This window comes from Nocardia sp. NPDC005998, assembly GCF_040614395.1.
In the GTDB taxonomy this organism is placed as follows: domain Bacteria; phylum Actinomycetota; class Actinomycetes; order Mycobacteriales; family Mycobacteriaceae; genus Nocardia.
Genome location: NZ_JBEXUI010000048.1, coordinates 20662 through 45364 on the forward strand (window position 1 = coordinate 20662; position 24703 = coordinate 45364).

Consider the following 24703-nt stretch of genomic DNA (forward strand, 5'->3'; position numbering starts at 1 on the left):
GTGGCCCTAGCCCGACAGCGCTCCAGCGCAATGATCGCGGATCAACTGTCCTATCGGACGGCAATTCGCATCGATGAAGAAGTGGCCGCCCGGAAATGATTTCGCGAGGAAGCTGCCAGAGGTGTGCGAGCCCCATACCTCGATTTCCGCGAAACTGGCATCGGGGTCACGATCGCCGACAATTGCGACGATGGGGCTGCTGACCATCGCGTCCGGACTGCACTCGTAGGTCTCGATGGCTCGGTAGTCGTTCCGGACGATCGAGAGGATCAGCTCTCGAAATTCGGGATCCTCGAGTAACGCCGATGGGGTACCGCCGAACCGGACTAGTTGCTCAGCGAGTTCTCGATCGCCCAGCAGGTGCACTCGCAGCTCAGGTGGCGCCGCCGAAGGCGCGCGCCGACCGGAGGCGAACAGGACCTTCGGGCTCGCTCCCACCTCGTGCTCGAGCCGCCGACATGCCTCGAAAGCCACGACAGATCCCATACTGTGCCCGAACAAGGAGAAATCCTGGACATCCCCGACTGCTGCTACCAGGTCGGGCAGCAGGCCATCGACGAGGTCCGAAATATTCCCGACGAGCGGTTCCCGTCTTCTATCTTGTCGCCCCGGGTATTGGACAGCGAGAACCTCATACTCTGACCCCACTCCTTCGGCCAATCGTCCGAAAGATATGGCCGATCCGCCGGCGTGCGGAAAGCAGACCAGTTTATGAGATCCGTCCCCTGGCGCGGGGGACAGGCGACGTAGCCAGCTATTACCCATAGGGTGGAGAGCCTTTCGTTTACGCGAGCTAGAGGCTCGATGGTGTGTGCTCGAGCCGCACCACCGCACTCCAAGGCCTCGACGAATTTTCGATCGGCTTGCGGGGATCCGGCTGTGGGAAGAGCATGATCGGCTTCATGAACCAGGGCAGCCGGTTGAACCGGTGTGCCGCCGAGACCAAATGTTCCACCTCGTCGGCCGTCCAGCCGAGGTCGGCGAAGAAGCCGAGCGGATCGACCGGACCGAACTGCCAGGGGGCGTTGGCAAGCAGTTCGGTGGTTGCCTTACCCATTCGCTTCACAACCGCCTGGTTATTGACATCCAGTGCCCACCAAGCGATTTCAGGACGAGCCAGCGCGGCGGCCAAGCCGACGACATCGTCGTCGCTGAGGTAGTAGATCAGACCCTCGGTGAGCACCAGCGCCCGCTGTGCACCCGCGAGGGCCCCGTCCAGGAACTGCTGCCGCGCCTCGGGATCAGCGAGATCCACCGCCGTGCGGGTGAGCGCGCAGCGCGGCGACTCCCCGGCCAGCAGCTTGTTCTTCTCGGCGACCAATTCGGGGAGATCGGCCTCTATCCAAGGGAATTCGGCGGACAGCTCCAGCCGGTACGGGCGGGTATCCATACCCGCGGCCATATTGACCACCAGATCGCAGCCCTGCGCGACGGTCTTCAGGATCAGGTCGTCGATGAGCTTGGTCCGGGCGACCAGGCTCCAGCCATTGCGCATCAAGCGCGGCGCGCGGGCGGCTATGGCGTGGCCCCGCTCTCCGGCGACCCGGTCGGCGAGGGGATCGTGGAAGAGGGCATCGGGGCGCGCGGATTCGGCGGCCCGGTAGGCGGCCACCCAGCGGGCGGTGTCGGAAACATTGGCAACTAGTTCAGCGGTCTCGGCCACCAATGCAGTCTTGCACAGCAAAACAAAAAAGATGATTATGAGCCACGCGTATTTCAGAACTCTCGCAACGCCACGTACTGTGATGTTTTCGCCATTGCACACAGGGGTTTTGATGAACGCACGGTACGCGGTCAGGTGGGCAGCCGAGCACGGGGTGCCGCGGCTGGCATTGCGCGCGCAGCGCCGCTTGGGCGACCCGTTCGCCCGGCTGCTCAGTGGCGCGGAAGGCCGCAGCGATCCGTATTCGCTGATCGATCAGCTGCGTGGGACCGGCAGCGTGCATACCGGCCCGGTTGGCTACGCGACCTTCGATTACCGGCTGTGCCGGGCGATCCTGCGCGACAGAAGATTCGGCGCGCGCACTCCGATCGACCCCGCCGTGCCCGGCCCGCTGCGCCGCAATGCCGAGCGAGTCGTGTTGCCGCCCAACTTGACCGAGGCGCCATCGATGTTGATGCTCGACCCACCGGAGCACAGCCGGATGCGCAAGCCGGTCGCCTCCGCGTTCACCCCGCGCGCCGTCGCCCGGTTGGGCGACCGGGTGCGTGCGGTCACCACCGAACTACTCGACGCCATGTCCGCGCGCGGATCGGCCGACCTGATCGGCGATTTCGCCGCGCAGGTCCCCATTGCCATCATCGCCGAGATGCTCGGTTTCCCCGCTGCCGACCGCGAGCTGTTCCTGCGCTGGGGTGATGTGGTCACTCCGCTGCTGGACGTCGGGATCTCCCGGCGGACGCACCGACGCGCGATAGACGCGACGGCGGCGATGAATGGTTATCTCGCCGCCCACATCGAGAAATTGCGCCGCGAACCCCGCGAGAACATCTTCAGCGTCATGGTGTCCTCGGGCGATCTGAGCACCACCGAGCTGATAGCCAACGCAAACCTGCTGATGGCCGCTGGCTTCGAGACCACGGTGAACGTCATCGGCAACGCGATCCCGCTCCTGTTTTCCCACCCCGACCAGCTCGACCTCTTGCGCGCCGAGCCGCAGCGCTGGCCCGGCGCGATCGAGGAGGTGCTGCGGTTCGACCCGCCGGTGCAGATAGCCGCTCGCCGAGTCCTGGAACCGGTGGATCTCGGTGCGGGCGTTCACCTTCAGCCAGGAAAGTCGATCATCGTGTCCCTGGCAGGCGCCAACCGCGATCCCGCGCACTTCCCCGACCCGCATCGATTCGACATCACCCGTACCAACGCCAAGGAGCACCTCTCGTTCGGCTCCGGCATCCACGCGTGCATCGGCGCGAGCCTGGCCAGGCTGCAAGCGGCCCACGCGCTACCTGCCCTGTTCGAACGCTTCCCCGACCTGCGCCTCGATGGCGAACCCAGCCGCCGCGGCCTGTCCACCCTGCGCGGTTACCAGCACATGCCTGCCCGACTGGGTCGTTCGGCGGGGGCGCGGGCTGTCCCGTCCATGGCATCCGGCGACCGCGTGCCCGGCAGCTGACAGCTGGGACGGGCGCTCGGCCCTTCCAGCGATACCGGGTCTGGACCCATTGTCGGCCGCCGGTGGACATCCGGTGCCGAGCCATCGGAATTTCGATGTCTCGAATTGCCGATTCTATTGGTCAACCTTGATCGGGCGGGTCTACCTTCGACCATGTCGCCGCTGACGAATCGAGCACAGAATGTCAGCTCGTCCACTGCGTGGAGGACTCGAACCAGCGCGACGGCAACTCGGAGAGCGAGCCCGCTACCCGGGCTCAGAACGACGGAGACAACCCATGTCGAAGATCCTTTTCGTGATGACCGGCGTCGACTACTGGACGCTGGCCGATGGCACCGAGCACCCGACCGGCTTCTGGGCCGAGGAGTTCGTTGTGCCCTTCCAGGCGCTGAAGGCCGCGGGTCACGAGATCGTGGTGGCCACCCCCGGCGGCGTAGTGCCGACGGTGGACAAGGGCAGCCTCGCACCCGAGGTCAACGGCGGTCAGGAGATCGCCGACCAGCGGGCGGGCGTGCTCGCCACCAGCACCGAGCTGAACAACCCGATCAAACTGGCGGAGGCCGACCTCGCCGACTACGACGCGGTGTTCTACCCCGGTGGCCACGGCCCGATGGAAGATCTCGCCGTCGATGCCACCTCTGGCGAATTGCTCACCGCCACACTGGATTCTGGTAAGCCGCTGGCCGTGGTGTGCCACGCGCCCGCCGCGCTGCTCGCCGCGACCAAGGCCGACGGCAACAATGCCGTCGCCCGTTACGCCCTGACCGGATTCACCAATGCCGAAGAGACCCAGGCGGGTTTCGCCGATAAGGCCAAATGGCTGCTGCAGGACCGACTGGTCGAGATCGGCGCCGATTTCCGCGAGGCCGATCCGTGGACCCCGAATGTGGTGGTCGACCGCAACCTGATCACGGGCCAGAATCCGGCGTCCTCGGCCGGTGTCGCCGAAGAACTGCTGAAGAAGCTGTCCTGATCATGGCCCCCGACCGGCTCGCGGAGGTGCTCGACGCGACCTATGCGTGCCTGACCCGCTACGGCGTGCGGCGCACCACGGTCGACGACATCGCCGCCAGCATGGGGGTGTCCCGGTCGGCGGTCTATCAATATGTCCGCAGTAAGGACGACGCCGTCCGGCGGCTCGCCGAACGCCTGCACACTCGGGCGCTCGCGCGAGCCGAGACCGCCGCCACCACGGAAAGTCCTGCGGCCCAACGCATTCGCGGGGTATTGGCGGCCAAACTCGAGCTGGTGCTGCAACTGAAGGGCGATTCTGCGCACGGGACCGAACTGCTCGACCACAAGGCACGCCTGTTCGGCGATATCTGCACCGCATTCACCACCGACCTGCACGAACTGCTGGTCGGACTGTTCACCACGGCGGGCACCGTCGAGCAGGTGTCGCCCGCGGCGGCCGCCGATATTTGTATCGCCATGGTGATCGGTCTGGAATCCGCGCCCCAGGCTCGGCGGCTGTTCGACCCCGCCGTTACCGCACTGCTCAGCGGGTTGCTCGCGGCACCAGGCGGGGTGGGTCAGATATCTATTTCGACGTCGGTGAGCGGGTAGGCGACGCAGGAATGGGTGTAGCCGAACCGGCTGTCGGACAGGCGCAGCCGCGCTTCCTCGGCATTGTGGATCTCGCCCTTGCAGATCCGCACGCGGCACAGGCTGCACTCGCCGGACCGGCAGGCAGCCTCGGGCCGGATGCCCTGATCTTCCAACGCGTCCAGCAACGGTCGGTTGCGTGGGGTGCGGAACGAGGTGGCGCCCACGGTGACGGTCACTTCTTCGGTCGCATCGAGTCCGGCGGGCCAGTGTGGTTGTGCGGTGGGGTCGGCGGGCGCGCCATTGGCCTCGAAGCGAATCCGGCGGCGGCGCTGTCCCAGCGACGTGAGTTGTTGCAGCGCATAGGGATACAGCGCCTGCGGACCGCATACGTACACCATCCGATCGCGCAGTTCACCGACCAGCGCGGTGATCGTCTCGGCGCTCAGGAATCCGGTCCGTCCGTGCCAGCCGGGATTCGGTTCGGCGATCACGTAATCGACGCGGATATTCGGCTGCGCGGCGGCGATCGCGTCGAGTTCGTCGCGGAAGATGATGTCATCGGCCGACCGTGAGCCGTAGACGAGGTGGAAGCCACGGCCCAGCTCATTGTCGACGATATCGCGAATCATGCTCAGCGCCGGGGCGACTCCCGATCCACCCGCCAGGAACACCACGTCATCGCCGTGGAAGAGCGGATTGTGGTGGAAGGTGCCCAGCGGACCGGTGGTGCTGAGGCGGTGTCCGACCTCGACGGTGTCGATGAGTAGATTGCTGATCCGGCCGCCGGGTACCCGGCGCACGGTCAGGTCGTAGTGGTCGAGTCGGGCCGGGCTGGAGGAAATCGCAAACGGCCTGCTGGTGCCGTCGATGAAGACGTTGACGTACTGTCCGGCCAGGAATGGCGGGAGTGGAACCGAATCGGCCGCCGCGATCCGGAAGGTCTTGCTGGTGGCGGTTTCCGCCATCACATCGGTGATCACCACCCGCAACCGCTTGGGGTGGTGTGCATCGACGGTCCGGTGGGTTTCGCCGTGATAGTCGCGGGCGTCGGGTGTGCGTGCGGCGATCTCGGCGAGGATTTCGGCGGTGCCGTCGAAGCGGTCGGCAAGTGGGTGTGTCACGAAAGATGCTCCCTTCAGGCGGCTTTGGTGCGCAGCAGGCGGCGGGCGACGCGGGCACCGGCTTCGAGGGTGGGCTGGAAGCCGCCGATGCCAGCCCAGGATCCGGCCAGGTGGAGTCCGGGGACGTGGGTCCGGCGCTCGCTGTTGCGGAACAGCCAGCTCTCGGTGGCGTCCTGGTCATAGCCGTAGATGGCGCCGCCAGGGTGGCCGAGGTAGCGCATCATCGTCAAAGGTGTTGCGACATCGACCTCTTCGATGGCGTCGCGGATGCCGGGTGTGATGTGTTCGACCACATCTAGCAGGGTCTCGGCATAGGCGAATTTGGTCCTCGCGTAGTCCTGCGGCGCGATGTTGTCCCATGCGTCGGCGTACTGCAGGGTCATCAGGCTGATGTGGGTCGCGCCGGATGGGGCGAAGCCGATGGGAGCGACGTCGTAGGAGGAGACGCAGACCCCGCGTGCTGGTTCGAGCGTGTGCCAGGAGGCCTGGGTGCGGTCGTCATCGGCGTCGCGATTGATGAAGCTCGTGCTGGCGGTGAAGCCCAATTCCGCTGGGGTGGCCGCCAATCCCATATGCAGTACGAAGCCGGAGACGCCGATGCGGCGGCTGGCGAGATCATCGCGGACGGCCGCGGGCACGATATCGCCGAGCATCGCATAGGTGACCGGCAGCGAAGCATTCGAGACGATATCGGGCGCGGTGACCTCCTGCCCGTCCTCCAGCCGGACGCCGATGGCCCGGCCCGCCTCGGTGAGGATGGCGTCGACGGCGGTATTGAACCGGACCTCACCGCCCGCGCGCAGGAACGAATCCAGAATGGCGGTCGACATGGCCTGGGATCCGCCGCGCACATGCCACGGCTTGAATTCGAAATAGGCGAACAGCGTCAGCGCCAGATCCTGGAAGGGCAGCTTCGACGGCGGCTGGCCGAGGTAGGTCCAATAGATACCGAGCGCGCACTTGAGCGCTTCGTCTTCGAAATACTCATCCAGCACCTGCCGAAGGGGGCGCAGCCCGTAGGTGAACAGCGTCGGATCGATCTCCTCGGCGGGCATGCCGCGCCTGGCTGCGATCTGCCAGAAGGCGACCGCCTTGACCAGATCGAAGAAAGCACGAGCCCGAGAACCATTGCCGGGGAACGCTTCTTCGATCGTGGTGATGGCGCCCTCCCAGTCCGCGGGCAGTGTCAGGTCGAGCTGCCCGGGAATCACCGCCCGGTACAGGTCGTGCTCCTGCACGAATTCCAGCTTGTCGGCAATATCGAGCTGCTGGAACAGGCCCTCGCGCAAGGAGACCGGCTGCCCCTCGGCGCCCACCCCCGACAGCTGGTGCAGTGCGACCTCGAATTCGAAGCGCCCGCGCCGAAACGAAGTACCGCAGCCGCCCGGGATATTGTGGCGCTCCACCAGCAGCGTGCGCGCGCCCGCCCGCTGCAGCGTGGCGGCCGCGGTCAGACCGGCATTGCCCGCGCCGATCACAATGGCGTCGAAATCGCTCATGCGTCTGCGCCTTTCGGCCGCGTGGCGGCGTAGGCTTCGGTTTGGATCTGCTCGAATTGCGCGCCCATCGCCTCGGCCAGTGCAGTCGCCGCCGAGAGCGGGCGCACCATCACCATGAAGTCATCGATCTTGCCGTCGGCGTCGAAGTGCAGGAAGTCGCAGCCGGTGAGCTGCTTGCCATTGACCTTCGCCTCGAAGATGAACGCGTGATCGCGCCCGTTCGGGTCGGCGATCTCGCGCACGTAGTGGAAGTCCTCGAATACTCGCAGGACGCCGCGCAGGATCGCGGCGGTGATCGCCTTACCCGGATAGGGCTTGAATGCGACCGGGCTGGTGAATACGACATTGTCGGCCAGCAGCGCCTCGATGGCAGCCGCGTCGCGGGCCTCGACGGCCGTGCGGAAGGGGTGCATCTCTCACCTTCATACTCAATTTGTTGACTATGTGGCTCAAAGACTAGCGAGGAACAGGCACGAGTGTCCATAGCCGAGTAGACAATATTTTGAATAATCGCCGAGGTGATAACCTGACCCGATGGCATTACGCAATGCGGTGCTGGCCGCGCTCATCGAAGGGGAGGCCTCCGGCTACGACCTGGCCAAGGGCTTCGACGCGTCGGTGGCCAACTTCTGGATGGCCACTCCACAGCAGCTGTATCGCGAACTCGACCGGATGGCCGAGGAAGGGCTGATCCGAACGCGGGTCGTGCAACAGGAGCGCAGGCCGAACAAACGATTGCACTCGCTCACCGAGGCGGGGTGGGCAGCCTTAAGGGCCTTTACCGCCGAGGAGCCGAAGCCCACGGCCATCCGGGACGAGCTGATGGTCAAGGTACAGGCGGTGGATGTCGGCGACGGGGCGGCCGTGCGCGCCGCGATCGCCGAGCGCAAACAGTGGGCCGCGGCGAAATTGGCCCGCTACGAACGACTTCGGACGCGGCTGCTCGACGGCCGCAGCGAACAGGGATATCTGCTGGAGGCCGACCATATCGGCCCATATCTCACGCTGATGCGCGGTGTGTCCTTCGAACAGGAGAACATCCGCTGGGCGGAACTGGCGCTCGCCGTTATCGACCGACGACTCGGCGCGGCGCAGTCCTAGTCCGGCGGGCGGGCTTCCAGCGGCTCAACTGCCTGGGCGGGTGGGCGGACCGTCCATGGGCCTGCCCATACCGGATCCATTCAGGCCGTTGGTGCTGCCGCCGGGTCCGCCGCCCTGTGGGCCGGGGCCACCGTTCATGCCGTTCGGTGCGCCGGTGGTTGTGCCGACGGCGGTCGCGGTATTGGTGCCGTCGGTCTGGGTGCCTCGAATGGTCACGGTGTCACCGACTTTCACGCTGGTCGCGCCGGTGGTGGTTGCGGTGATGGTGTAGGTCTGGGTGTAGTCGTCGGCGCTCTTCGCGGTGACGGATGTGCTGGAAAGTGCGGTGATGGTGCCGGTTTGGGTCAGTTCGGTGCGGTAGCCGCCACTGCCGTCGGAGACGACGACTTGGCCGTGCAGCGGCGGGCCGGTCGTGGCACCGCCGGGACCGGCGCCGAACTGGCCGTTCATGCTCATCCCCGGTCCGCCGGGGCCGCGATTGCCACCGTTGTCACTGGACGACGCCGCATAGATGATGCCGCCGCCCGCCGCGGCGATCACACCGGCGATACCCACGGCGGCCAGGGTCTTTCGGGTCGACCAGCCGGTCGAGGATGGGGGAGTCGGCGCGCCCCAGGTCGGGTCCTGGTCGGGCGGGGGCTGGTGGATGAGGGTGGTCATGCTGGGTGCTCCTCTGCGGTGACGGCCGGTGCGCGTCGGTCCGGGTAGTCCTGTTCGGGGTCAACCGTCGTCGGCGAAATTAGGTGCGAGCTGTGGGCGAGGTCAGGATCGGCTATGTCCGATTCGGCGCACAGCAAGTTCACAGCCGGGCCATAGCCGCTGCCGAGCCGCCGCCCGGAGTATGAGGCCCATGTCCACGATGACCTCTGCAAACAGCCCGGCCAACCGGACTGCCATGCGGCGCGCCGACGGCAGTCCGATCAATGTGCTCGTCGTCGATGACGAACCGGTCCTGGCCGAGATGTTGTCGATGGCGCTGCGGTATGAGGGCTGGGAGGTCGGCACGGCCGGTGATGGGCGCACGGCGGTGACCAGGGCGCGCGAGACCAGGCCGGATGTGGCGGTGCTCGATGTGATGCTGCCCGATATGACCGGACTCGAGGTGCTCGGCAAGCTGCGCGCGCAGGTTCCGCATCTGCCGGTGCTCTTGCTGACCGCGAAGGATTCGGTGGAGGACCGGATCGCGGGGCTCACCGCGGGCGGTGACGACTACGTCACCAAGCCGTTCAGTATCGAAGAGGTGGTGCTGCGGTTGCGGGCGCTGCTGCGCCGCACCGGGGTGGCGAGCGAGGACGGCGGCGCCCAGATCGTGGTCGGTGATCTGGTCCTCGACGAGGACAGCTATGAGGTCACCCGGGCCGGTACCTCGATTGTGTTGACGGCCACCGAATTCGAACTGCTCCGGTTCTTCATGCGCAACCCGCGGCGGGTGTTGAGCAAGGCGCAGATTCTGGATCGGGTCTGGAGTTACGACTTCGGCGGCCGGTCCAATATCGTCGAGCTCTACGTGTCGTACCTGCGCAAGAAGATCGATAGCGGTCGGGCGCCGATGATCCATACCCTGCGCGGAGCCGGATATGTCCTCAAGCCCGCGGGCTGAGGTGCGCCGCCTGCGGTCGCCGCGACGGTGGTCGCTGCGGGCCAGGCTGCTGGTCGGGCAGGCGCTGCTCCTGGTGACCGTGGTGGTCGGCATCGGCGCCGCGACCGAGTTCGCGCTGCAACAGTTCTTGGTGCATCAACTCGATACCCAGCTGATCGATGCGCAGAAGCGCTCACTCGGCGATTCCGGTGGCGGCCCCAGCCTGGGGCCGCCGCCCGGCGAGTCTTCCGGTAACCAGTCCGCACCCCCGCCCCCGCCGCCGCATCCGCAGAGCACCGGACCGGGGCCGGAATTCCTCGATCGGCGCGGCATCCAGCCCGATGCCGTGGGTGCGATCGTCGATCGGGGCACGGTCACCGCCGCGGGCCGGATCGGCAGTGACGGCATACAGCACGCGCTATCGGATGCCGCCCGCCGACAGCTCGCCGCGATGGCGGCCAACGGCAGGGCGACCACCGTCGATATCGACGGTGCGGGCCGCTATCGCGTGATCGCGGACCGGACCTGGCAGGGCACAACGGTGGTCACCGGGCTGCCATTGGCATCCGTGGACGAGACGCTCATGCGGGTGTTGTGGGTGCTGGCGATCGTTACCGTGATCGTGCTGGTGTTCGCGGTCACGGTGGGTATCTGGCTGATTCGCCGCGCGCTGGCGCCGCTGGACCGGGTCGCGGCCACCGCCGCGCGCGTGGCCGATCTGCAGTTGGATCGCGGGGAGGTCACCCTGCCGGTGCGGGTGCCACGAGACGATGCCGATCCGCATACCGAGGTGGGGCAGCTCGGCTCGGCCGTCAACCGAATGCTGGACCACATCACCGGCGCGCTCTCGGCCCGACACGCCAGTGAGACCCGGGTCCGGCAATTCCTCGCCGACGCCAGCCATGAACTGCGCACTCCGCTCGCCGCCATTCGCGGCTATGCCGAACTGGCGCAACGCAAACGGGCGGAGGTACCCGGTGCGGTGGCCAATGCAATGGGCCGGGTGGACTCCGAGGCCCGGCGGATGTCGGCGCTGGTCGAGGACATGCTGTTGCTCGCCCGGCTGGATTCCGGCCGCCCGCTCGAACACGAGGCGGTCGATCTGACCCAGCTCACCGTGGACGCGGTGAGCGACGCACATATCGCCGGACCGGAGCAACAATGGGATCTCGACCTGCCCGGCGAACCCGTGGTAATCGTCGGCGACGCCGCCCGATTGCATCAGGTGCTGACCAACCTGCTGGCCAATGCCCGGGTCCACACCGGTCCGGGGACCACGGTCGTCACGGCGCTGGCCTTCGATGGCGACGGCGGTGCGGTGTTGCGGGTCGTCGACGACGGGCCCGGCATTCCAGAAGCGTTGCAGCCGGAGATATTTCAGCGATTCGCCCGCGGCGATACGTCGCGCTCGCGGCGCGCGGGGAGTTCCGGACTCGGTCTGGCGATCGTGGCCGCGGTGGTGAAGGCACACGGCGGTGCGATCACGGTGGACAGCATGCCCGGCCGCACCGAATTCACCGTGCGGTTGCCGGCGGATCCGGCGGCGATCAGTACCGGACCTCCGATCGATGGGCTCACAGCGAATCCACAGCCGCGGCAGAGCTTGGAACGACATCGCGTCGTCACGCTCGATATGTGACTACGACTTTGCTGGGACCTCCCGACGGCATCGCCGCGGTGCCGCGAAGAATGTCATCCGGCCGCACCCGGCTGTGGCGGCGGCTGTCGCTGTCGATGCTGACCGCGGCATCGAGTGCCGATGCGAGCACCTACATCTGGGTCGCCGCCGCGGTCGGTTCGAATAATGCCGCCGGCTATCAGCTCGCTCGCCACCCGTGCACCGGTGATGGACGTGGGCGGCTTCAATGGTACCGATCCCGCACCCACTCCGGCCGCATTCAAAGAGTATGTGGCGCAACGCAAGATCCACTACTTCATCGCCTGGGTCGAGGCGAATTTCACCGCCCGCCAGATCGATGGCGTCACCGTCCACGACCTGACGGGCAACAGCGCCTAGCCCGCACAGACAGTGCACAGCAATCGCAAATATCGGACCCACGTCCGCAGATCAGGATCGGAAATATGACTATCGCTACCGAAGCGCCCGTATGGCGTGCCGACCGCGCCGAGCCGGATGGCTCGGTACGGCAGCAAACCCGATGGACCCGACTGCTCTTCGGCTCCCGCGACCAGCCCCGCTGGGCCCGTCCCGGCCGGTGGACACTGCTGGCAGTGACCGCCGTCCTCTATCTGTGGGGGCTGAGCCGATCGGGCTGGGCCAATGAGTTCTACGCGGCAGCCGTGCAGGCGGGCACCCAGAACTGGAAGGCGCTGCTCTTCGGTTCGCTCGATGCCGGTAATGCCATCACCGTCGACAAACCGCCGGCCGCGCTGTGGGTCATGGGGTTGTCGGGGCGGTTGCTCGGATTCAGTTCCTTCTCGATGCTGCTGCCGCAGGCGCTGATGGGTGTGGCATCGGTCGGGCTGGTGTACGGTGCGGTCCGGCGCTGGAACGGTCCGGCCGCAGGATTGCTCGCCGGGGCCACACTGGCGCTGACTCCGGTTGCGGCACTGATGTTCCGGTTCAACAATCCGGACGCATTGCTGGTGCTGCTGCTGGTCGCCGCGGCCTATTGCACGGTGCGTGCCACCGAGCGCGGCAGCGGACGATGGCTCGCATTCGCCGGTGTCGCGGTGGGATTCGGCTTTCTCACCAAAATGATGCAGGCGTTCCTGGTGCTGCCAGCACTCGGCCTGGTGTTCCTCGTCGCCGCGCCGATCACCTGCTGGCGCCGAATCGGCAAGCTGCTCGGCGCTTTCGCGGCCATGGTGATCTCGGGTGGCTGGTTCGTCGCACTGGTCAGCTTGTGGCCGAGTGATTCTCGGCCGTATATCGGTGGATCAACCGACAACAGCCTGCTCGAACTCGCGCTGGGCTACAACGGCCTCGGCCGGGTACTCGGCGGATCCGGCCCTGGTGGTGGCCCTGGTGGTGGTGCCAACACCGGTTTCGGTGGCAGCACCGGCATTACGCGGCTGTTCGGGGATGCGATGGGAACCGAGATCTCCTGGCTGCTGCCCGCCGCGCTGATCGGTCTGATCGCGGGCCTGTGGTTCACCCGCCGCACGCCGCGCACCGGGCGGACCCGTGCCGCCCTGCTGCTGTGGGGTGGTTGGCTGCTGGTGACCGGCGTCGTATTCAGCTACATGCAAGGCACGATGCACCCCTACTACACCGTGGCCTTGGCGCCCGCGATCGCCGCACTGGTGGCGGTCTCGGTGACCGAGCTGTGGCGGGGCAGGCGATTCCGGACGGCGCGCATCGCGCTCGGTGTCATGCTCGCGACGACTGGCGTCTGGAACTTCCTCCTGCTCGACCGCACACCCGACTGGTATCCGGCATTGCGCTGGATCGTGTTGATCGGATCGATCGTGATCGCCGCGATCGTGATTGTCGGCGCCCACCAGCTCGGCAGGTCGACCGCGGTGGTCGCCATTGCCGGTCTGCTGTTCGGATCGGCCGGTACCGCGGCGTACACCATCGAGACCGCGGCGACACCGCACAACGGTTCGATCCCGACCTCGGGGCCGAATAGCGGTCGCGGAATGAGTGGCGGACCGGGCGGCCCCATGGGCGGCGGCGATATGGCGCCCGCGGGAGCCGAATCGGCCACGGCTGGAACAACTTCCGATGCCGCTACACCGGGACGCAGCGATGCCGACGGGTTCCGCCCTGGTGACGGCGGCGGACCTGGCGGCTCGACGGCGAACAACACGGCGCTGCAACAGCTGCTGAACAACACCGACAATCGTTGGGTCGCGGCAACAGTGGGCGCCCAATCGGCGGGCAGTCTCGAATTGTCCACCGGCACTTCGGTCATGGCCATCGGCGGCTTCACCGGCGGCGACAATTCGCCCACCTTGGCCCAGTTCCAGCAGTACGTCGCCAATGGCGAGATCCATTACTTCATCGCGGGCGGCATGGGCGCTCCGGGCGGCGGCATGGGCCCGGGCGGCGGATCGGGCAGTGCCAGCGAAATCGCCGCATGGGTCAAGGCCAACTTCACGGCGATAACCGTCGGTACGACCACGGTCTACGACCTCAGCCTGCCGCTCACGTCCTGATCATCGGCCGTATTGTACTGCGGCGCAATCGCTTCCGCCGATATCCCTTCTCGGTGATGGGAAATCGACGGAAGTGGACGTTAGGTGAACAATTGGTTTCTCAGAAGTGTTGCCGCGCAACAATAGTTGCGTCATGCTGAGAGCATGGCCACACGGTCGAAGATGCGGCCGAGTCGGCCAAGGTGGGGATCAGAGGATCCATGGGGGTGCTGTCCGCGCCCCGTTCAATTGTTGCGCCGATTCGGTGCGAGTCCTTGGCGGCGGCGCATCGGGTGGTTTTTGGCAGTCATTTTCGTGCTCTTCGTCTTTCCCGGCCTCGTCGGCGCGGTGGCCAGTGCGCAGTACCAGGCCGCCGCCACCGGCAGCGGCGTTTCCCAAATCGACGGGCTCAGTTGGATGCACATCCGGGACTCGTCCGGGGTGCCACTGGCCAACTATTCGTTCGCGACCGACCACGGCGGGGTGCTGAACCCGGGCGCGACCATCCTCTGGGCCATCCTCGGCTTCCTGTTCATCGGCTACATCGCCATCGTGACGACCGCGATCTGGTTGATCGGGAATGCCTTGAGCTTCCAGTGGCTCAATATGTTCAGCTCGGCGCTGACCGGCGTCGCGGACCGGCTGACCGGTCAGATCGCGACACCCATGATGCTGATCACCGCGGCGACGATCGGTGCGTTCTGCGTCGCCTGGTTCTGGATGCGCGGCTATCACGCCAAGGCGGTGCTGCAGATCGTGACAATGCTCGGGGTGGCGGTCCTGGGCCCGGTGTTCCTGGCCGAACCGCTCGCCGATGTGCTGTCCCCGGACGGATTGCTCTCCAAGGGCCGGGATTTGGGCATTTCGGTCGCCGCCGGTTTGAACGGCAATAACAATCCGAATCCGAATCAGCTGGTCACCACCATGCAGCGTGATCTAGCGGACAACTTCGCGCGCCGTCCGGTGCAGGTGTGGAATTTCGGGCATGTGGTCGACGAGCAACCAGCTTGCCGTTCGGCATGGTCCGCGGGGATGGCCGCCGGTGACGACGATCGGGTCCGCAAGGGCATGCAGTCCTGCGGCGACTCCGCCGCCTACGCCAAGGCGCAGAATCCGAGCATGGGTCAGGTCGGCACCGGCCTGATGCTGTTGATCTGCGGTGGCATCCTGCTGGTCTTCGCGGTGGTGCTCGGGATCAGGGTGATCAAGGCCGCCCTGGACACGATCTATCACGGGTTCATGTCGATATTCGGTTTCGCCGCAGGCGGATTCGTATACGGACCGACGCAGACCTTCCTGGTCCGCAATCTCGTCGACAGCATTGTCGGGGCCGCCAAGATGACGGCCTACACCATCTTCCTCGGCGTCTATGTGCTGTTCATGGGCAATCTGTTCGCGCAGGCCAAGGGCGAGACCATGGCGGTGATCGTGATCGCGGGCACCGCCGAGATCGTGGCCGTCTCGCAGCTGAAACGCCTGAGCCGCGGCCTGGATCGGGGCAATGACTGGATCGCCAACCGGTTCGCGCTGGCGATACAGGGTGGCCGCGCGCCCGGGGGTGGCAGCGGCGGCACGGCTTTGGGGATGGGAACCATGCAGGCCAGGGGCGGTGGGTCGGGGTCAGGACTGATGTCCGGCCTGGCCGCGATCAACACCGCCAACACCTCTCCGGTGGTGGCCTGGCTGGCGATGCGGACCAACAGGCCCTTGGATCCCAACGCGCGACTGCGCAAGCAAGCCGAGCTGGTCAATATGCAGATCGCGGCATCGCGTATGACGCTCCACCAGCAGGAGGAACTGTTGGCCGCGCGAAACGTCCTCGACACCAAGGCCGCATCGCGCGCGGCCGATTACGGTGGCATGGACCACTATGTGGGTCGCGCCCACGGGTGGGATGGTCTCGGCGATATGGATGCGAGTTACCAGGGCAAGATGGGCTCGATGAACCGGCTCGGTGTCGACGAGACGAGGGTCGGCAATATCGCGTCCGTTCACGCGATTCAGAAGGCGAGCACGCCGCCGAACACGTACGAGTTCGCGCCGCGGGCGAAGGCGAACGCCGCCTTGCAGGCGGCGGTGAATCGTCCCGGCTCGGGCATCATGGAAGAATTGGCTGGCCAGGCGCATGTCGCGGTCTATAACTTCCGCAACAACGCCCCAAGGCCCATGCGGGACACGCTCGTCGACCAGTTCCTTATCGACGACGTCAACACGGCCATCGAGCGGGGCCAGAGGCTCGACCAGGCCATCGCTCCGGATCGTTGGGCAGACGCGGACAAGGCGACGCTGCAAACAATCGGATTCAATCTCGCGAACAACGCCTACGAGGCCGTGAACACGTGGGCGTTCAACATGACGGATCAAAATCTCGCCGCCGCCGTGGACGCACACGAGCATGCGCACATGTTCGATGGCCTCACCGATGGCCTGGTGAATGATCCGTGGGGCGGCCTGCGGATGCGGAACCTGAACATCCAACCGGATGACCCATTCGCGCAGCGAAGCTGGCGAAGTGTGCAGTAACCCCGAGGGTTGGCGGCGGTTGCTGTTGGGCACTAGAACCTTACGGCTCGTCAGTTATTGTGTGGGCCTATCGTTCGAGTACCCGAATGTTCGTGAGGTTCACTGTGCAGGACAGGGCACCTACCACCTTTCAGGAACTACGTGCCCTACTACAGCAGCGATTGCCCGAACTAGCCGACGGCCAACAGCGCATAGCCAGGCTGGTATTGGACGATCCGGAGGGTACCGCCTTCCGGAGCATCGGCCGCAGCGCCGAACTCGCGGGCGTGCATCGCTCCTCGCTGGTGCGGTTCGCGACCATGCTCGGACTACCCGGTTATCCGGCCCTGGTCGAGCTATGCCGCAGGCAACTGGCCGCGGAAGCGTATCTGGTGCGTAGGCCCGCTGGCGCACCGCCGCCCTCCTCGAACGACGAATTCTTCGATGCGATCACCGAATACGATACGAACAATCTGACCCGCACCTTCGCGCGGATCGATCGCGACGACTGGGACCGGGCGGTCGAGACACTCGCGACCGCGTCGGCCGTCCACATCATCGGTCTGCGGCGCAGTCTGGCCGTTGCCTATTCGGCCGACCATCTGTTGCGAATGATCCGGCCACGGGTCCGGCAACTGGGGGCCTCGGCCCGCCTGCTGACCGATGAATTGCGCGATATCGAGCCAGGCGATGCGCTCATCGCGGTGTCGATCCGCCGGTACAGCAGCGATACCGTGCGCACGGTCGAGTACGCGCGCCGCCGCGGTGCCACCACGATCGCGCTCACCGACGATCCGTCCTCCCCGTTGGCCCGCATTGCCGATCTGACGTTCTACGTCGAAACCGGCTCGGTCACGGTGCTGCGTTCGCTCACCGCATTCACCGGGCTCGTGCACGCGCTGGTCACCGCCGTCGGGTTGCGCTTGGAATCCGTGAGCGCCGATACCGATATCCTCGACGACCAATTGTTCGAATAGCCGCATGGCCACAGCGGCGATCGACGATATCGCCGCCGTCACCATCTCGAACGTCGCCGCAGCTCAGCGCCGAGTTTGCCACTCCGGCTCCCGGGTACCGCTGTGATATGACGCCCATCCATGACCTCCGGGGGCTGGGGCTACCCGAGTCGATCTCGGCCACGCTGTTCGATCTCGACGGCGTGCTGACCGACACCGCGGCGGTGCACCGGCGGGCGTGGAAGTTGGTATTCGACGAATTCCTGGCCGGTCGCGGCCATGGCGCGTTCTGGCCGTTCTCCGATGAGGACTATCTGGGCTATGTCGATGGCCGGTCGCGGGCGGACGGTATCCGGGAGTTCCTGAAGTCGCGGGGGATCACCCTGCCCGAAGGCGAGTCCGATGCGTTGCCGGGGGAGCCGAGCGTCGCGGGGCTCGGCAATCGAAAGAATCGACTGCTGTTGTCGTTCCTCGAACGTGACGGCGTCCATACCTATCCGGGGTCGGTGAAGTATCTGTCCGCGCTGCGTGCGGCCGGGGTGAAGACGGGTGTGGTGACCGCATCGGCGAATGCCGCCGCGGTGTTGTCGGCCGCGGATTTGGGCCGGTTCATCGATGTCTGTATCGACGGGCTGGAGATCGCGCGCCGCGGATTGCGCGGCACACCCGCGCCGGACGCATTTCTCGCGGCCGCGCAAGCCCTGGACGCGAAGCCGGAACAGGCGGCGGCGTTCGAGGACGGCGTCGCCGGGGTGACGGCTGGTCGAGCCGCTGGTTTCGGATACGTCGTCGGCGTCGATCGAGATCGCGATGCCGCGCATGCCGAGGCGTTGCGCCGGTCCGGGGCGGATGTGGTCGTCACCGATCTGGCCGAACTCGGGAAAGTAGCGATAAGTGCCGACCGAGCCGAGCCGCAGCTACCCGATGGGCGGGCACCACACCGTAGGTAGCGGTACGAAGGAGCGGGCATGGCGTTCACCGAATCCGAGTACTGGTTGGGCAGACTGGTTTTTCAGCACGGCCTCGCGGTCATCTATCTGATCGCGTTCTCGGCGGCGGCGCGGCAATTTCGAGCACTCATCGGTGCACGCGGGATGTTGCCGGTGCCGCAGTACGTCCGGCGGGTTTCCTTCCGCCGCGCGCCGAGCATCTTCCAGTTGCACTACTCGGACCGCTACTTCGCCGCCGTCGCCTGGTCCGGCGCGGCGCTGTCCGCCGCGATAGTGGGCGGGGCGCTGCATCTGGTGCCGCTGTGGGGGGCGATGCTGATGTGGGCGGTGCTGTGGGTGCTGTATCTGTCGATCGTCAATGTCGGACAGGCGTGGTACTCGTTCGGGTGGGAGTCGCTGCTGCTGGAGGCCGGATTCCTGGCTATCTTCCTCGGCAACGATCGGGTGGCGCCGCCGGTGCTGGTGTTGTGGCTGATGCGCTGGCTGCTGTTCCGGGTGGAGTTCGGCGCCGGGTTGATCAAGATGCGCGGGGACTCCTGTTGGCGGGATCTGACCTGCCTGTACTACCACCACGAGACCCAGCCGATGCCCGGTCCGCTGAGCTGGTTCTTCCACCGCCTGCCGAAACCGCTGCATCGGGTGGAGGTGGCGGCCAACCACTTTGCCCAACTGGTCGTGCCGTGGGGGCTCTTCACGCCGCAGCCGGTGGCGAGTGTGGCCGCGTCGCTCATTATCGTCACCCAGCTCTGGCTCGTGCTCTCCGGGAACTTCGCCTGGTTGAACTGGGTGACGATCCTATTGGCCACCACCGTGATCGACGGATCCTCGGCCGCCGCGGTTTTGCCGGTGCCGGAGCCGCCGTCGTTGGCGGCCGCACCGCCGTGGTTCGCGGGCCTGGTGATCGCGTGCACCGTCGCGGTGGTGATCCTGAGCTACTGGCCGGTGCGCAATCTGATATCCCGGCAGCAGCGAATGAACGCGTCCTTCAACCCATTGCACCTGGTCAATACCTATGGTGCGTTCGGAAGTATCGGCCGGACCCGTGAGGAGGTGGTGTTCGAAGGCACCGATGACGCGGAGATCACCGAGCGAACACACTGGCGGGAGTACGAATTCAAAGGTAAGCCGGGGGATCCGCACCGACTGCCACGGCAATGGGCCCCTTACCATTTGCGGCTCGACTGGTTGATGTGGTTCGCCGCGATCTCCCCGGCCTACGCCCGCGGCTGGCTGCTCGGCTTCGTCGAGCGGCTGCTGCGCAATGATCCGGCGACGCTGCGGCTGCTGCGCCGCTGTCCCTTCCCCGACGCACCACCGACCTACGTGCGAGCGCGAATCTACCTGTACCGCTTCGCGACTCCCGCCGAACTGCGCCACGAGCGAACGTGGTGGCACCGCACGCTGGTCGGCGACTACCTGCCCCCGATGACCCTCGCTCAGTAGAAACTGCGTCCGGCGGGGCCACCGGAAACCGACCAGACCTCGGTGATGACTCCCGCGACGGTGCGCAGAATATCGGTGCCGCTGATGGCAATGGCCGCGCCATCGGGACCGGTCGACTCCGCACCGTACGGGCGTGCGATGAATCCGGTTCGGGTGTCATCCATTTCGACGACCGGCTCACCTTGGGGTGCGAATCGGATGCCGGGACGCTGCTCACGAAATTCGGCGATCTGGGCGGCGAGGGCCTGTGGATCGTGGATGTCGTCGTACGCGCCGGCGTTCGGCTGGGCGTAGCGGAGGGTGAATTCGGGGGCCATGATTCGCTCCGCGAGCGTCAGATCGCCGTTCCACATCGCGGTCCACTCATCGAACAGGGTGATGCCGAAATCGCGCATTGTCACTCCTCAATAGTCTCATTGATACGGTCTCGATGGCACTAACATATAGTCTCAGTGAGACGGTGTCAATGCGATGGAGGAGGCATGCCGGATCTCGGGCCGCAGGACCACATCGTGCTGGGGTTGATCGCCAGGCACGGGCCGCTCACGCCCTATGAGTTGAAGACCAGACTCGAAGAGAGCGTCGACTACTTCTGGCCGGTGCCGCATGCGCAGCTCTATCGGATTCCGGTGCGCTTGGCCGAGCGCGGTTTGCTCGACGAGGAGGCCGAACAGGGTGGGCGACGACGCAGACTCTTCCACCTGACCGAAAAGGGTCGGACCGAACTGCGGCGCTGGCTCGCCGACCCGCGGAACCCGCGCGCCGAGACCCGCGATCCGGCACAGCTGAAACTCTTCTTCGCCGATCTCGGCGCACCGGAGGATGTGGTCGCATTGGCGAACGGTCAAGCCGCGGAACACCGTCGGCTGCTCGAGCTGTATCGAGCACTGCAAGCCGATATCGACCCGGCCGATCAGGTCCGCGCGGTTTCCCGCGCCCGCATCATACGGCTCGGCATCCTGCACGAGCAGGCCTACGTCGAGTTCTGGGAAGACCTCGCCGCCGACCCCGAATATCGGGACCGGCGGCGCGGATAGGACGCTCAGACGCGGCGGGCGCGCTTGACGAAGCGGACGCTCAGGGCGATCAGCGGGGCGAAGAAGATGATCGACAGGACCGCCGACAGCCAGGCCATGGTGTGGACCGGGAGCTGGTAGGCGAGCAGTATTCGGACGATGGCCTCGGACAGCAGGCCGAAGCCCCAGGCCGCGGCCAGGATGGTGAAGCCGCGGCGCTTGGCCGGATCAGCGTTGTAGGACTCTTCGAATTCGGCGAGCTTGGCCGGTCCAGCGGCCGAGATCGCCTTGCGTGCGGACAGATAGGTCAGTGGTTTGCCGACCACCGTGCTGATCAGGAAGGCGATGCCGACGATCGCGGTGCCCGCGGAATCCTTGACGATCATCATCCGGGGGTCGCCGCTGATCAGCGAGCCCACCAAGCCGAAAACGAAGACGCCGAGCATGATCGCGGCGAAGGGTTCGAGGCGGCGCGACCGGACGGTCTCGATGATCAGGACCGCACCCGAGAACAGGGTTCCGGCGAGCAGTCCGGCGAAGTCGCTGTAACCGAGGCCGGTCAGCAGGAAGTAGGCGCCGATGGGCACCGCGATATCGCGCGCGATCGGGCCGAGCACGCGAATCGGGCTGAAGCGCGGCGCCGGGGTCCGAACCGTATCGGTCGGCTCGGCCGCTGGTGCGGTGGTCGTCATCTCGGGTGCTCCTGGTGTATTCGGCTGTGCACTACGAGAAATGACGCTACGGACCGGCGCGGGGCGGCGAATCTGCCAACCATCACGGTTCGGGCATGACAACTGTCATGCCCCGCGACGACTTCGCTGAGTGCTGTGCGACCGGGCTCAGGCGGAGCGGCGGAACTGCCGGATCGGCCTGCTGGTGAGCATGCGTGCCAGCAATCCGGCGAAACGTAAGTGGCCCAACGCCTCTCGTTTCGTGAATGCGACCGACCACACGGTTTCGGTGCCCGCCGCGGGCAGTGGGCGCTGGTCGAATCGATCCGCCAGCCAGTTCATGGTGGCGGGTGCGCCGATGAACAGCAGCGGCATATGCAGGCTCAGGCGGTCGCGCAGGTAGCGTACGTGCGCACCGCGGATCGCATATCGGGCCACGTGCTGGTCGACATCGGCGACCGCGATGAGTTCGTCATTGACACCCTGGATGACGAGCAGCGGCATGGCGGGTGCCTGCACACCGGGCCGGATATCGTCCAGGATCTGCTGCAGGTCGGGTTCGGCGAGTAGTTCGGCGAACGTGCGGTGGCTGTAGTTGTCGATGTTCTTGCCCATCAACCGGAACAGCAAATGCAATGTGGTGCGCGATTCGGCATCCGCGAGTATCTCCAGGAATTCGGATTGGAGATGTGTGCGCAAGATGCGATCCAGATCGGTGTAGGCCCGCCGCAGCCCTGCCACGGCCATCGTCGAGAAGGCCGCGAAGAAGGTGCCGTTCAATCGCGCGAAGGCCGAGCCGAGATCGCCGACCGGCGAACCGGCGACCGCACCGACGATATCGAGCTCCGGTGCGTATTCGGCGGCCAACTCCGCCGTCCAGGCGGTGGCGAGTCCGCCGCCCGAATAACCCCACAGCGCAATGGGAGTCGAATCGGTCAATCCGAGCGGGGCGAAAGTCAGACTCGCCCGGATCGCGTCGAGGGACCGATAGCCGGGTTCGCGCGGCACCCCGAAATGTCCGGCCATCCCGCCGTGATCCGGAACCGATACCGCCCAGCCCTGAGCCAGTGCGTACGCGATGACCGGCAGTTCGACCTGCGGAATCGAGCCGAGCGCCCGTGCGCCGCGGCGCAGTGCGTAGGAGGGAAGGCACTTGGAACTGACGCCGTCGATGGCGCACTGGAACGAGACCAGCGGCCGCGGCTGATGCGGATCGGCGCCCCACGGCAGCAGGACCGTCGTTGCGGCCGTCTCCGCACCGCCGTGCAGGTTGCTGGTCCGGTAGAGCAGCTGCCAGGCCGAAACCTTTTGTGGCACACGCCCGAACAGTGCCAGTTCGACCCTGCGGGTGCGCAGCACGGTGCCGGGGGCGAAGCGTGCGAATCCGGCGGGCGGGTGATAGAACCGATCCAGTTCCGGCGGCAGTGCCCGCTCCGATGGGAATATTTCGACAACCGGACGCGCCGGGCCCATCTCGGTGTCGGCAGGCACGGTCATTCCTGTACATCCTTTCGAACGGCACACCGGCACGGTGTTTATTTGAAATGACGCCGGAATCCTGGTTATCAAGGTAGCAACGGCGGTGGCGGAAATTAATTGTCCCGAAACACAATTGAGTCGGGTCTTTTTCTCCGGTGGACGGTGTTGACGGTGACCGGCGTCACCAGGTAGCACGCGGAACGCCCTGGTGAGCACGGTCATTCGAGCCATGTTGTCACTGCACCCGGGCGAGAAGAATCCGCGGAAAGTTTGTGTTCGAAGACAACTGGCCGGTGGTTACGAGATTTATTGATAAATGGCATCGTTGGGTACCGTGCAAGTCATGCCCGTTGCCCTACCCCCGTTGTCCGGAGACGCCCCGATAATCGCCCGACTGGTCCGTCGGTTACCCGAAATCGCCGAACGCATGCTGGCTGCGGGCCTCGGATCGACGCCACCGGCCGCCGATCTGCCGGACGGGCATTTCACCGATGAGGTGCTGCCCGCGATCGCCGGATGCGGCCGCGCCTTCCTGCGCGCGCTGCAGGAGCAACGCACGTTCACCGGGGCCGAGGTGGTCGAGTTCGTCGGCCCGGTGGCCGAGCGGCATGCCGAGGACCGCATCCCGCTCGGACTGCTGATGCATGCGGTGCACGGCTCGGGTCAGGCGATCCTCCAGGAGGCGGCGGCGGTGGCCGCACCCGAGGATATGAACGATCTGATCGCCTTCGGTGGTCGACTGCTCGACCTGCTGCGGGATATCAATGTCGCGGTGGTCGAGGCGTATACCGATGTCGAGCAGTCGATCTATCACGCCGAACGCGAGGCGCGCCGGGCACTGTGTTCGGCCCTGTTGCGCGGCCAGCCCGCCGAGGAACTGGCCGCACGCGCGGATGTCGTGCTCGCGGAACGCTATACGGTGCTCGCCATCCACATCCGCCCGGACGACCATCCGATCGTGGTAGCCGATCTGCTCACCCGCCGCCGCATCCGGGTGCTGCAGCGGGCATTGGACGGGATCGCCGGAACCAAGGCACTGAGCACCTTCGACGGCACGACCGGAATCGCCCTGCTGCCGAGCGGATCCGACTCCGCGGAGTACCAGCGGCTGGCCGCCGACCTCACCGAACAGTTCGGTGTCGATGTGTTCCTCGCCGAACGCCGCGCGGTGGAACGGGATCTGCTTCCGCATGCGGTCCAGGAGGCATCCGATCTGGCCGAACTTGCCCGGCTGCTCAACCGGCCGAGCGGGCTGTACGACCTCGACGATCTGCTGCTCGAGTATCAACTCACCCGCCCTGGTCCGGCCCGGGATCGCCTGGCCGACCGCATCGCGCCACTGCTATTGCGCCAGCACCTATTCGAGGCCCTGGATGCGCACCTGCGGCACGGATCCGATCGCAAGGCGGCCGCCGCCGAGGTCCACGTGCACCCCAATACCTTCAGCTACCGGCTCAAGCGCATAGCCGAACTCACCGGCATCGATCCGAGTGAACCCAATGGCTCCCGGCTGCTCGCCGCGGCGCTCACGGTGCACCGCTTCTATCCGGTGGCCGAGGCGGTGGAGGTCGTCGAGGCGGACTGAATTTCACGATCCCTTAATGCGCCCAGTGCGACCGTG

The 24703-nt window shown here is 66.0% G+C and carries 22 protein-coding genes and 1 pseudogene; 14 read left to right on the plus strand and 9 right to left on the minus strand.

Annotated elements, in window-relative coordinates:
• Positions 1-6 precede the first annotated feature (6 nt).
• Complete coding sequence (locus ABZ293_RS37165) at positions 7-765, minus strand: alpha/beta fold hydrolase (RefSeq protein ID WP_355188570.1); 759 nt, start codon at positions 763-765, stop codon at positions 7-9.
• A 28-nt stretch (positions 766-793) separates the two neighbouring features.
• Positions 794-1663 (minus strand): SAM-dependent methyltransferase, encoded by an 870-nt coding sequence (locus ABZ293_RS37170; protein WP_355188572.1) that lies wholly within the window; start codon positions 1661-1663, stop codon positions 794-796.
• A 112-nt stretch (positions 1664-1775) separates the two neighbouring features.
• Between ABZ293_RS37170 and ABZ293_RS37175 the strand changes: the two genes are divergently transcribed.
• From ABZ293_RS37175 to ABZ293_RS37185, 3 genes are all read left to right on the plus strand, one after another.
• Positions 1776-3113: a cytochrome P450 gene (locus ABZ293_RS37175; RefSeq protein WP_355188574.1), complete on the plus strand. Its 1338-nt coding sequence runs from the start codon at positions 1776-1778 to the stop codon at positions 3111-3113.
• A 277-nt stretch (positions 3114-3390) separates the two neighbouring features.
• Positions 3391-4086 carry a type 1 glutamine amidotransferase domain-containing protein gene (locus tag ABZ293_RS37180; protein WP_355188576.1) on the plus strand — a complete coding sequence of 232 codons (696 nt, stop codon included), beginning with the start codon at positions 3391-3393 and terminating at the stop codon, positions 4084-4086.
• Positions 4087-4088: 2 nt separating this feature from the next.
• The gene (locus ABZ293_RS37185; protein ID WP_355188578.1) at positions 4089-4679 is read left to right on the plus strand and encodes a TetR/AcrR family transcriptional regulator; all 591 of its coding nucleotides are present in this window, start codon (positions 4089-4091) and stop codon (positions 4677-4679) included.
• On the opposite strand, the gene ABZ293_RS37190 is transcribed toward ABZ293_RS37185, so the two are convergent.
• Genes ABZ293_RS37190 through ABZ293_RS37200 form a run of 3 tightly spaced genes read right to left on the minus strand, consistent with a single transcriptional unit; the run spans position 4646 to position 7694 of the window.
• Positions 4646-5782 carry a 2Fe-2S iron-sulfur cluster-binding protein gene (locus ABZ293_RS37190; RefSeq protein ID WP_355188580.1) on the minus strand — a complete coding sequence of 379 codons (1137 nt, stop codon included), beginning with the start codon at positions 5780-5782 and terminating at the stop codon, positions 4646-4648. The two genes, ABZ293_RS37185 and ABZ293_RS37190, sit on opposite strands and share 34 nt — an antisense overlap.
• Before the next feature lie 14 nt (positions 5783-5796).
• Positions 5797-7281: an NAD(P)/FAD-dependent oxidoreductase gene (locus tag ABZ293_RS37195; protein WP_355188582.1), complete on the minus strand. Its 1485-nt coding sequence runs from the start codon at positions 7279-7281 to the stop codon at positions 5797-5799.
• Positions 7278-7694 carry a nuclear transport factor 2 family protein gene (locus ABZ293_RS37200; RefSeq protein ID WP_354957392.1) on the minus strand — a complete coding sequence of 139 codons (417 nt, stop codon included), beginning with the start codon at positions 7692-7694 and terminating at the stop codon, positions 7278-7280. The genes ABZ293_RS37195 and ABZ293_RS37200 overlap by 4 nt, the downstream gene beginning before the upstream one ends.
• 121 nt (positions 7695-7815) lie before the next feature.
• Here ABZ293_RS37200 and ABZ293_RS37205 point away from each other — a divergent pair, with 121 nt between their 5' ends.
• On the plus strand, positions 7816-8382 hold the full coding sequence (locus ABZ293_RS37205) for a PadR family transcriptional regulator (protein ID WP_355188584.1): 567 nt from the start codon (positions 7816-7818) through the stop codon (positions 8380-8382).
• Between the two features lie 24 nt (positions 8383-8406).
• Here the strand turns inward: ABZ293_RS37205 and ABZ293_RS37210 are convergent, their stop codons facing one another.
• The gene (locus ABZ293_RS37210; protein WP_355188586.1) at positions 8407-9042 is read right to left on the minus strand and encodes a hypothetical protein; all 636 of its coding nucleotides are present in this window, start codon (positions 9040-9042) and stop codon (positions 8407-8409) included.
• A gap of 235 nt (positions 9043-9277) precedes the next feature.
• Here ABZ293_RS37210 and ABZ293_RS37215 point away from each other — a divergent pair, with 235 nt between their 5' ends.
• The 8 genes and pseudogenes from ABZ293_RS37215 (at position 9278) to ABZ293_RS37250 (ending at position 19916) form a co-directional block, all read left to right on the plus strand.
• The gene (locus ABZ293_RS37215; protein ID WP_355188644.1) at positions 9278-9982 is read left to right on the plus strand and encodes a response regulator transcription factor; all 705 of its coding nucleotides are present in this window, start codon (positions 9278-9280) and stop codon (positions 9980-9982) included.
• On the plus strand, positions 9960-11600 hold the full coding sequence (locus ABZ293_RS37220) for a HAMP domain-containing sensor histidine kinase (protein WP_355188587.1): 1641 nt from the start codon (positions 9960-9962) through the stop codon (positions 11598-11600). Before ABZ293_RS37215 ends, ABZ293_RS37220 begins: the two co-directional genes overlap by 23 nt.
• A gap of 119 nt (positions 11601-11719) precedes the next feature.
• Positions 11720-11978 (plus strand): annotated as a pseudogene (locus ABZ293_RS37225) (glycosyl transferase); the annotation flags it as partial.
• A 65-nt stretch (positions 11979-12043) separates the two neighbouring features.
• Positions 12044-14086 carry a glycosyltransferase family 39 protein gene (locus ABZ293_RS37230; RefSeq protein ID WP_355188589.1) on the plus strand — a complete coding sequence of 681 codons (2043 nt, stop codon included), beginning with the start codon at positions 12044-12046 and terminating at the stop codon, positions 14084-14086.
• 279 nt (positions 14087-14365) lie between these two features.
• Complete coding sequence (locus tag ABZ293_RS37235; RefSeq protein ID WP_355188591.1) at positions 14366-16588, plus strand: hypothetical protein; 2223 nt, start codon at positions 14366-14368, stop codon at positions 16586-16588.
• 92 nt (positions 16589-16680) lie between these two features.
• Positions 16681-17544, plus strand: coding sequence for a MurR/RpiR family transcriptional regulator (locus ABZ293_RS37240; protein WP_355188593.1), 864 nt, complete (start codon positions 16681-16683; stop codon positions 17542-17544).
• A 107-nt stretch (positions 17545-17651) separates the two neighbouring features.
• The gene (locus ABZ293_RS37245) at positions 17652-18473 is read left to right on the plus strand and encodes a beta-phosphoglucomutase family hydrolase (protein WP_355188595.1); all 822 of its coding nucleotides are present in this window, start codon (positions 17652-17654) and stop codon (positions 18471-18473) included.
• An 18-nt stretch (positions 18474-18491) separates the two neighbouring features.
• The gene (locus ABZ293_RS37250) at positions 18492-19916 is read left to right on the plus strand and encodes a lipase maturation factor family protein (protein WP_355188597.1); all 1425 of its coding nucleotides are present in this window, start codon (positions 18492-18494) and stop codon (positions 19914-19916) included.
• Here the strand turns inward: ABZ293_RS37250 and ABZ293_RS37255 are convergent.
• Positions 19910-20311, minus strand: a complete 402-nt coding sequence (locus ABZ293_RS37255; RefSeq protein ID WP_355188599.1) for a nuclear transport factor 2 family protein — start codon at positions 20309-20311, stop codon at positions 19910-19912. The two genes, ABZ293_RS37250 and ABZ293_RS37255, sit on opposite strands and share 7 nt — an antisense overlap.
• An 87-nt stretch (positions 20312-20398) precedes the next feature.
• On the opposite strand from ABZ293_RS37255, the gene ABZ293_RS37260 reads away from it, so the two are divergent.
• Entirely contained in the window at positions 20399-20953 is a 555-nt protein-coding gene (locus tag ABZ293_RS37260) for a PadR family transcriptional regulator (protein ID WP_355188601.1), read from the plus strand.
• A 5-nt stretch (positions 20954-20958) separates the two neighbouring features.
• Here ABZ293_RS37260 and ABZ293_RS37265 read toward each other — a convergent pair whose 3' ends face one another.
• Complete coding sequence (locus tag ABZ293_RS37265; RefSeq protein WP_355188603.1) at positions 20959-21624, minus strand: VC0807 family protein; 666 nt, start codon at positions 21622-21624, stop codon at positions 20959-20961.
• A 147-nt stretch (positions 21625-21771) separates the two neighbouring features.
• A complete protein-coding gene (locus ABZ293_RS37270; protein ID WP_355188604.1) occupies positions 21772-23100 on the minus strand; it encodes a lipase family protein in 1329 nt (442 codons plus the stop codon).
• 325 nt (positions 23101-23425) lie between these two features.
• Between ABZ293_RS37270 and ABZ293_RS37275 the strand changes: the two genes are divergently transcribed.
• Positions 23426-24667, plus strand: a complete 1242-nt coding sequence (locus ABZ293_RS37275; protein WP_355188606.1) for a helix-turn-helix domain-containing protein — start codon at positions 23426-23428, stop codon at positions 24665-24667.
• Positions 24668-24703 lie beyond the last annotated feature (36 nt).

What these genes read in the sequence shown, in the direction of transcription:
- ABZ293_RS37165 (WP_355188570.1), bottom strand. Translation starts at nt 765, where the DNA reads ATGGGTAATAGCTGGCTACGTCGCCTGTCCCCCGCGCCAGGGGACGGA.
- ABZ293_RS37175 (WP_355188574.1), top strand. Translation starts at nt 1,776, where the DNA reads ATGAACGCACGGTACGCGGTCAGGTGGGCAGCCGAGCACGGGGTGCCG.
- ABZ293_RS37180 (WP_355188576.1), top strand. Translation starts at nt 3,391, where the DNA reads ATGTCGAAGATCCTTTTCGTGATGACCGGCGTCGACTACTGGACGCTG.
- ABZ293_RS37185 (WP_355188578.1), top strand. Translation starts at nt 4,089, where the DNA reads ATGGCCCCCGACCGGCTCGCGGAGGTGCTCGACGCGACCTATGCGTGC.
- ABZ293_RS37195 (WP_355188582.1), bottom strand. Translation starts at nt 7,281, where the DNA reads ATGAGCGATTTCGACGCCATTGTGATCGGCGCGGGCAATGCCGGTCTG.
- ABZ293_RS37200 (WP_354957392.1), bottom strand. Translation starts at nt 7,694, where the DNA reads ATGCACCCCTTCCGCACGGCCGTCGAGGCCCGCGACGCGGCTGCCATC.
- ABZ293_RS37205 (WP_355188584.1), top strand. Translation starts at nt 7,816, where the DNA reads ATGGCATTACGCAATGCGGTGCTGGCCGCGCTCATCGAAGGGGAGGCC.
- ABZ293_RS37210 (WP_355188586.1), bottom strand. Translation starts at nt 9,042, where the DNA reads ATGACCACCCTCATCCACCAGCCCCCGCCCGACCAGGACCCGACCTGG.
- ABZ293_RS37215 (WP_355188644.1), top strand. Translation starts at nt 9,278, where the DNA reads ATGCGGCGCGCCGACGGCAGTCCGATCAATGTGCTCGTCGTCGATGAC.
- ABZ293_RS37220 (WP_355188587.1), top strand. Translation starts at nt 9,960, where the DNA reads ATGTCCTCAAGCCCGCGGGCTGAGGTGCGCCGCCTGCGGTCGCCGCGA.
- ABZ293_RS37230 (WP_355188589.1), top strand. Translation starts at nt 12,044, where the DNA reads ATGACTATCGCTACCGAAGCGCCCGTATGGCGTGCCGACCGCGCCGAG.
- ABZ293_RS37245 (WP_355188595.1), top strand. Translation starts at nt 17,652, where the DNA reads ATGACGCCCATCCATGACCTCCGGGGGCTGGGGCTACCCGAGTCGATC.
- ABZ293_RS37250 (WP_355188597.1), top strand. Translation starts at nt 18,492, where the DNA reads ATGGCGTTCACCGAATCCGAGTACTGGTTGGGCAGACTGGTTTTTCAG.
- ABZ293_RS37255 (WP_355188599.1), bottom strand. Translation starts at nt 20,311, where the DNA reads ATGCGCGATTTCGGCATCACCCTGTTCGATGAGTGGACCGCGATGTGG.
- ABZ293_RS37260 (WP_355188601.1), top strand. Translation starts at nt 20,399, where the DNA reads ATGCCGGATCTCGGGCCGCAGGACCACATCGTGCTGGGGTTGATCGCC.
- ABZ293_RS37265 (WP_355188603.1), bottom strand. Translation starts at nt 21,624, where the DNA reads ATGACGACCACCGCACCAGCGGCCGAGCCGACCGATACGGTTCGGACC.
- ABZ293_RS37270 (WP_355188604.1), bottom strand. Translation starts at nt 23,100, where the DNA reads ATGACCGTGCCTGCCGACACCGAGATGGGCCCGGCGCGTCCGGTTGTC.
- ABZ293_RS37275 (WP_355188606.1), top strand. Translation starts at nt 23,426, where the DNA reads ATGCCCGTTGCCCTACCCCCGTTGTCCGGAGACGCCCCGATAATCGCC.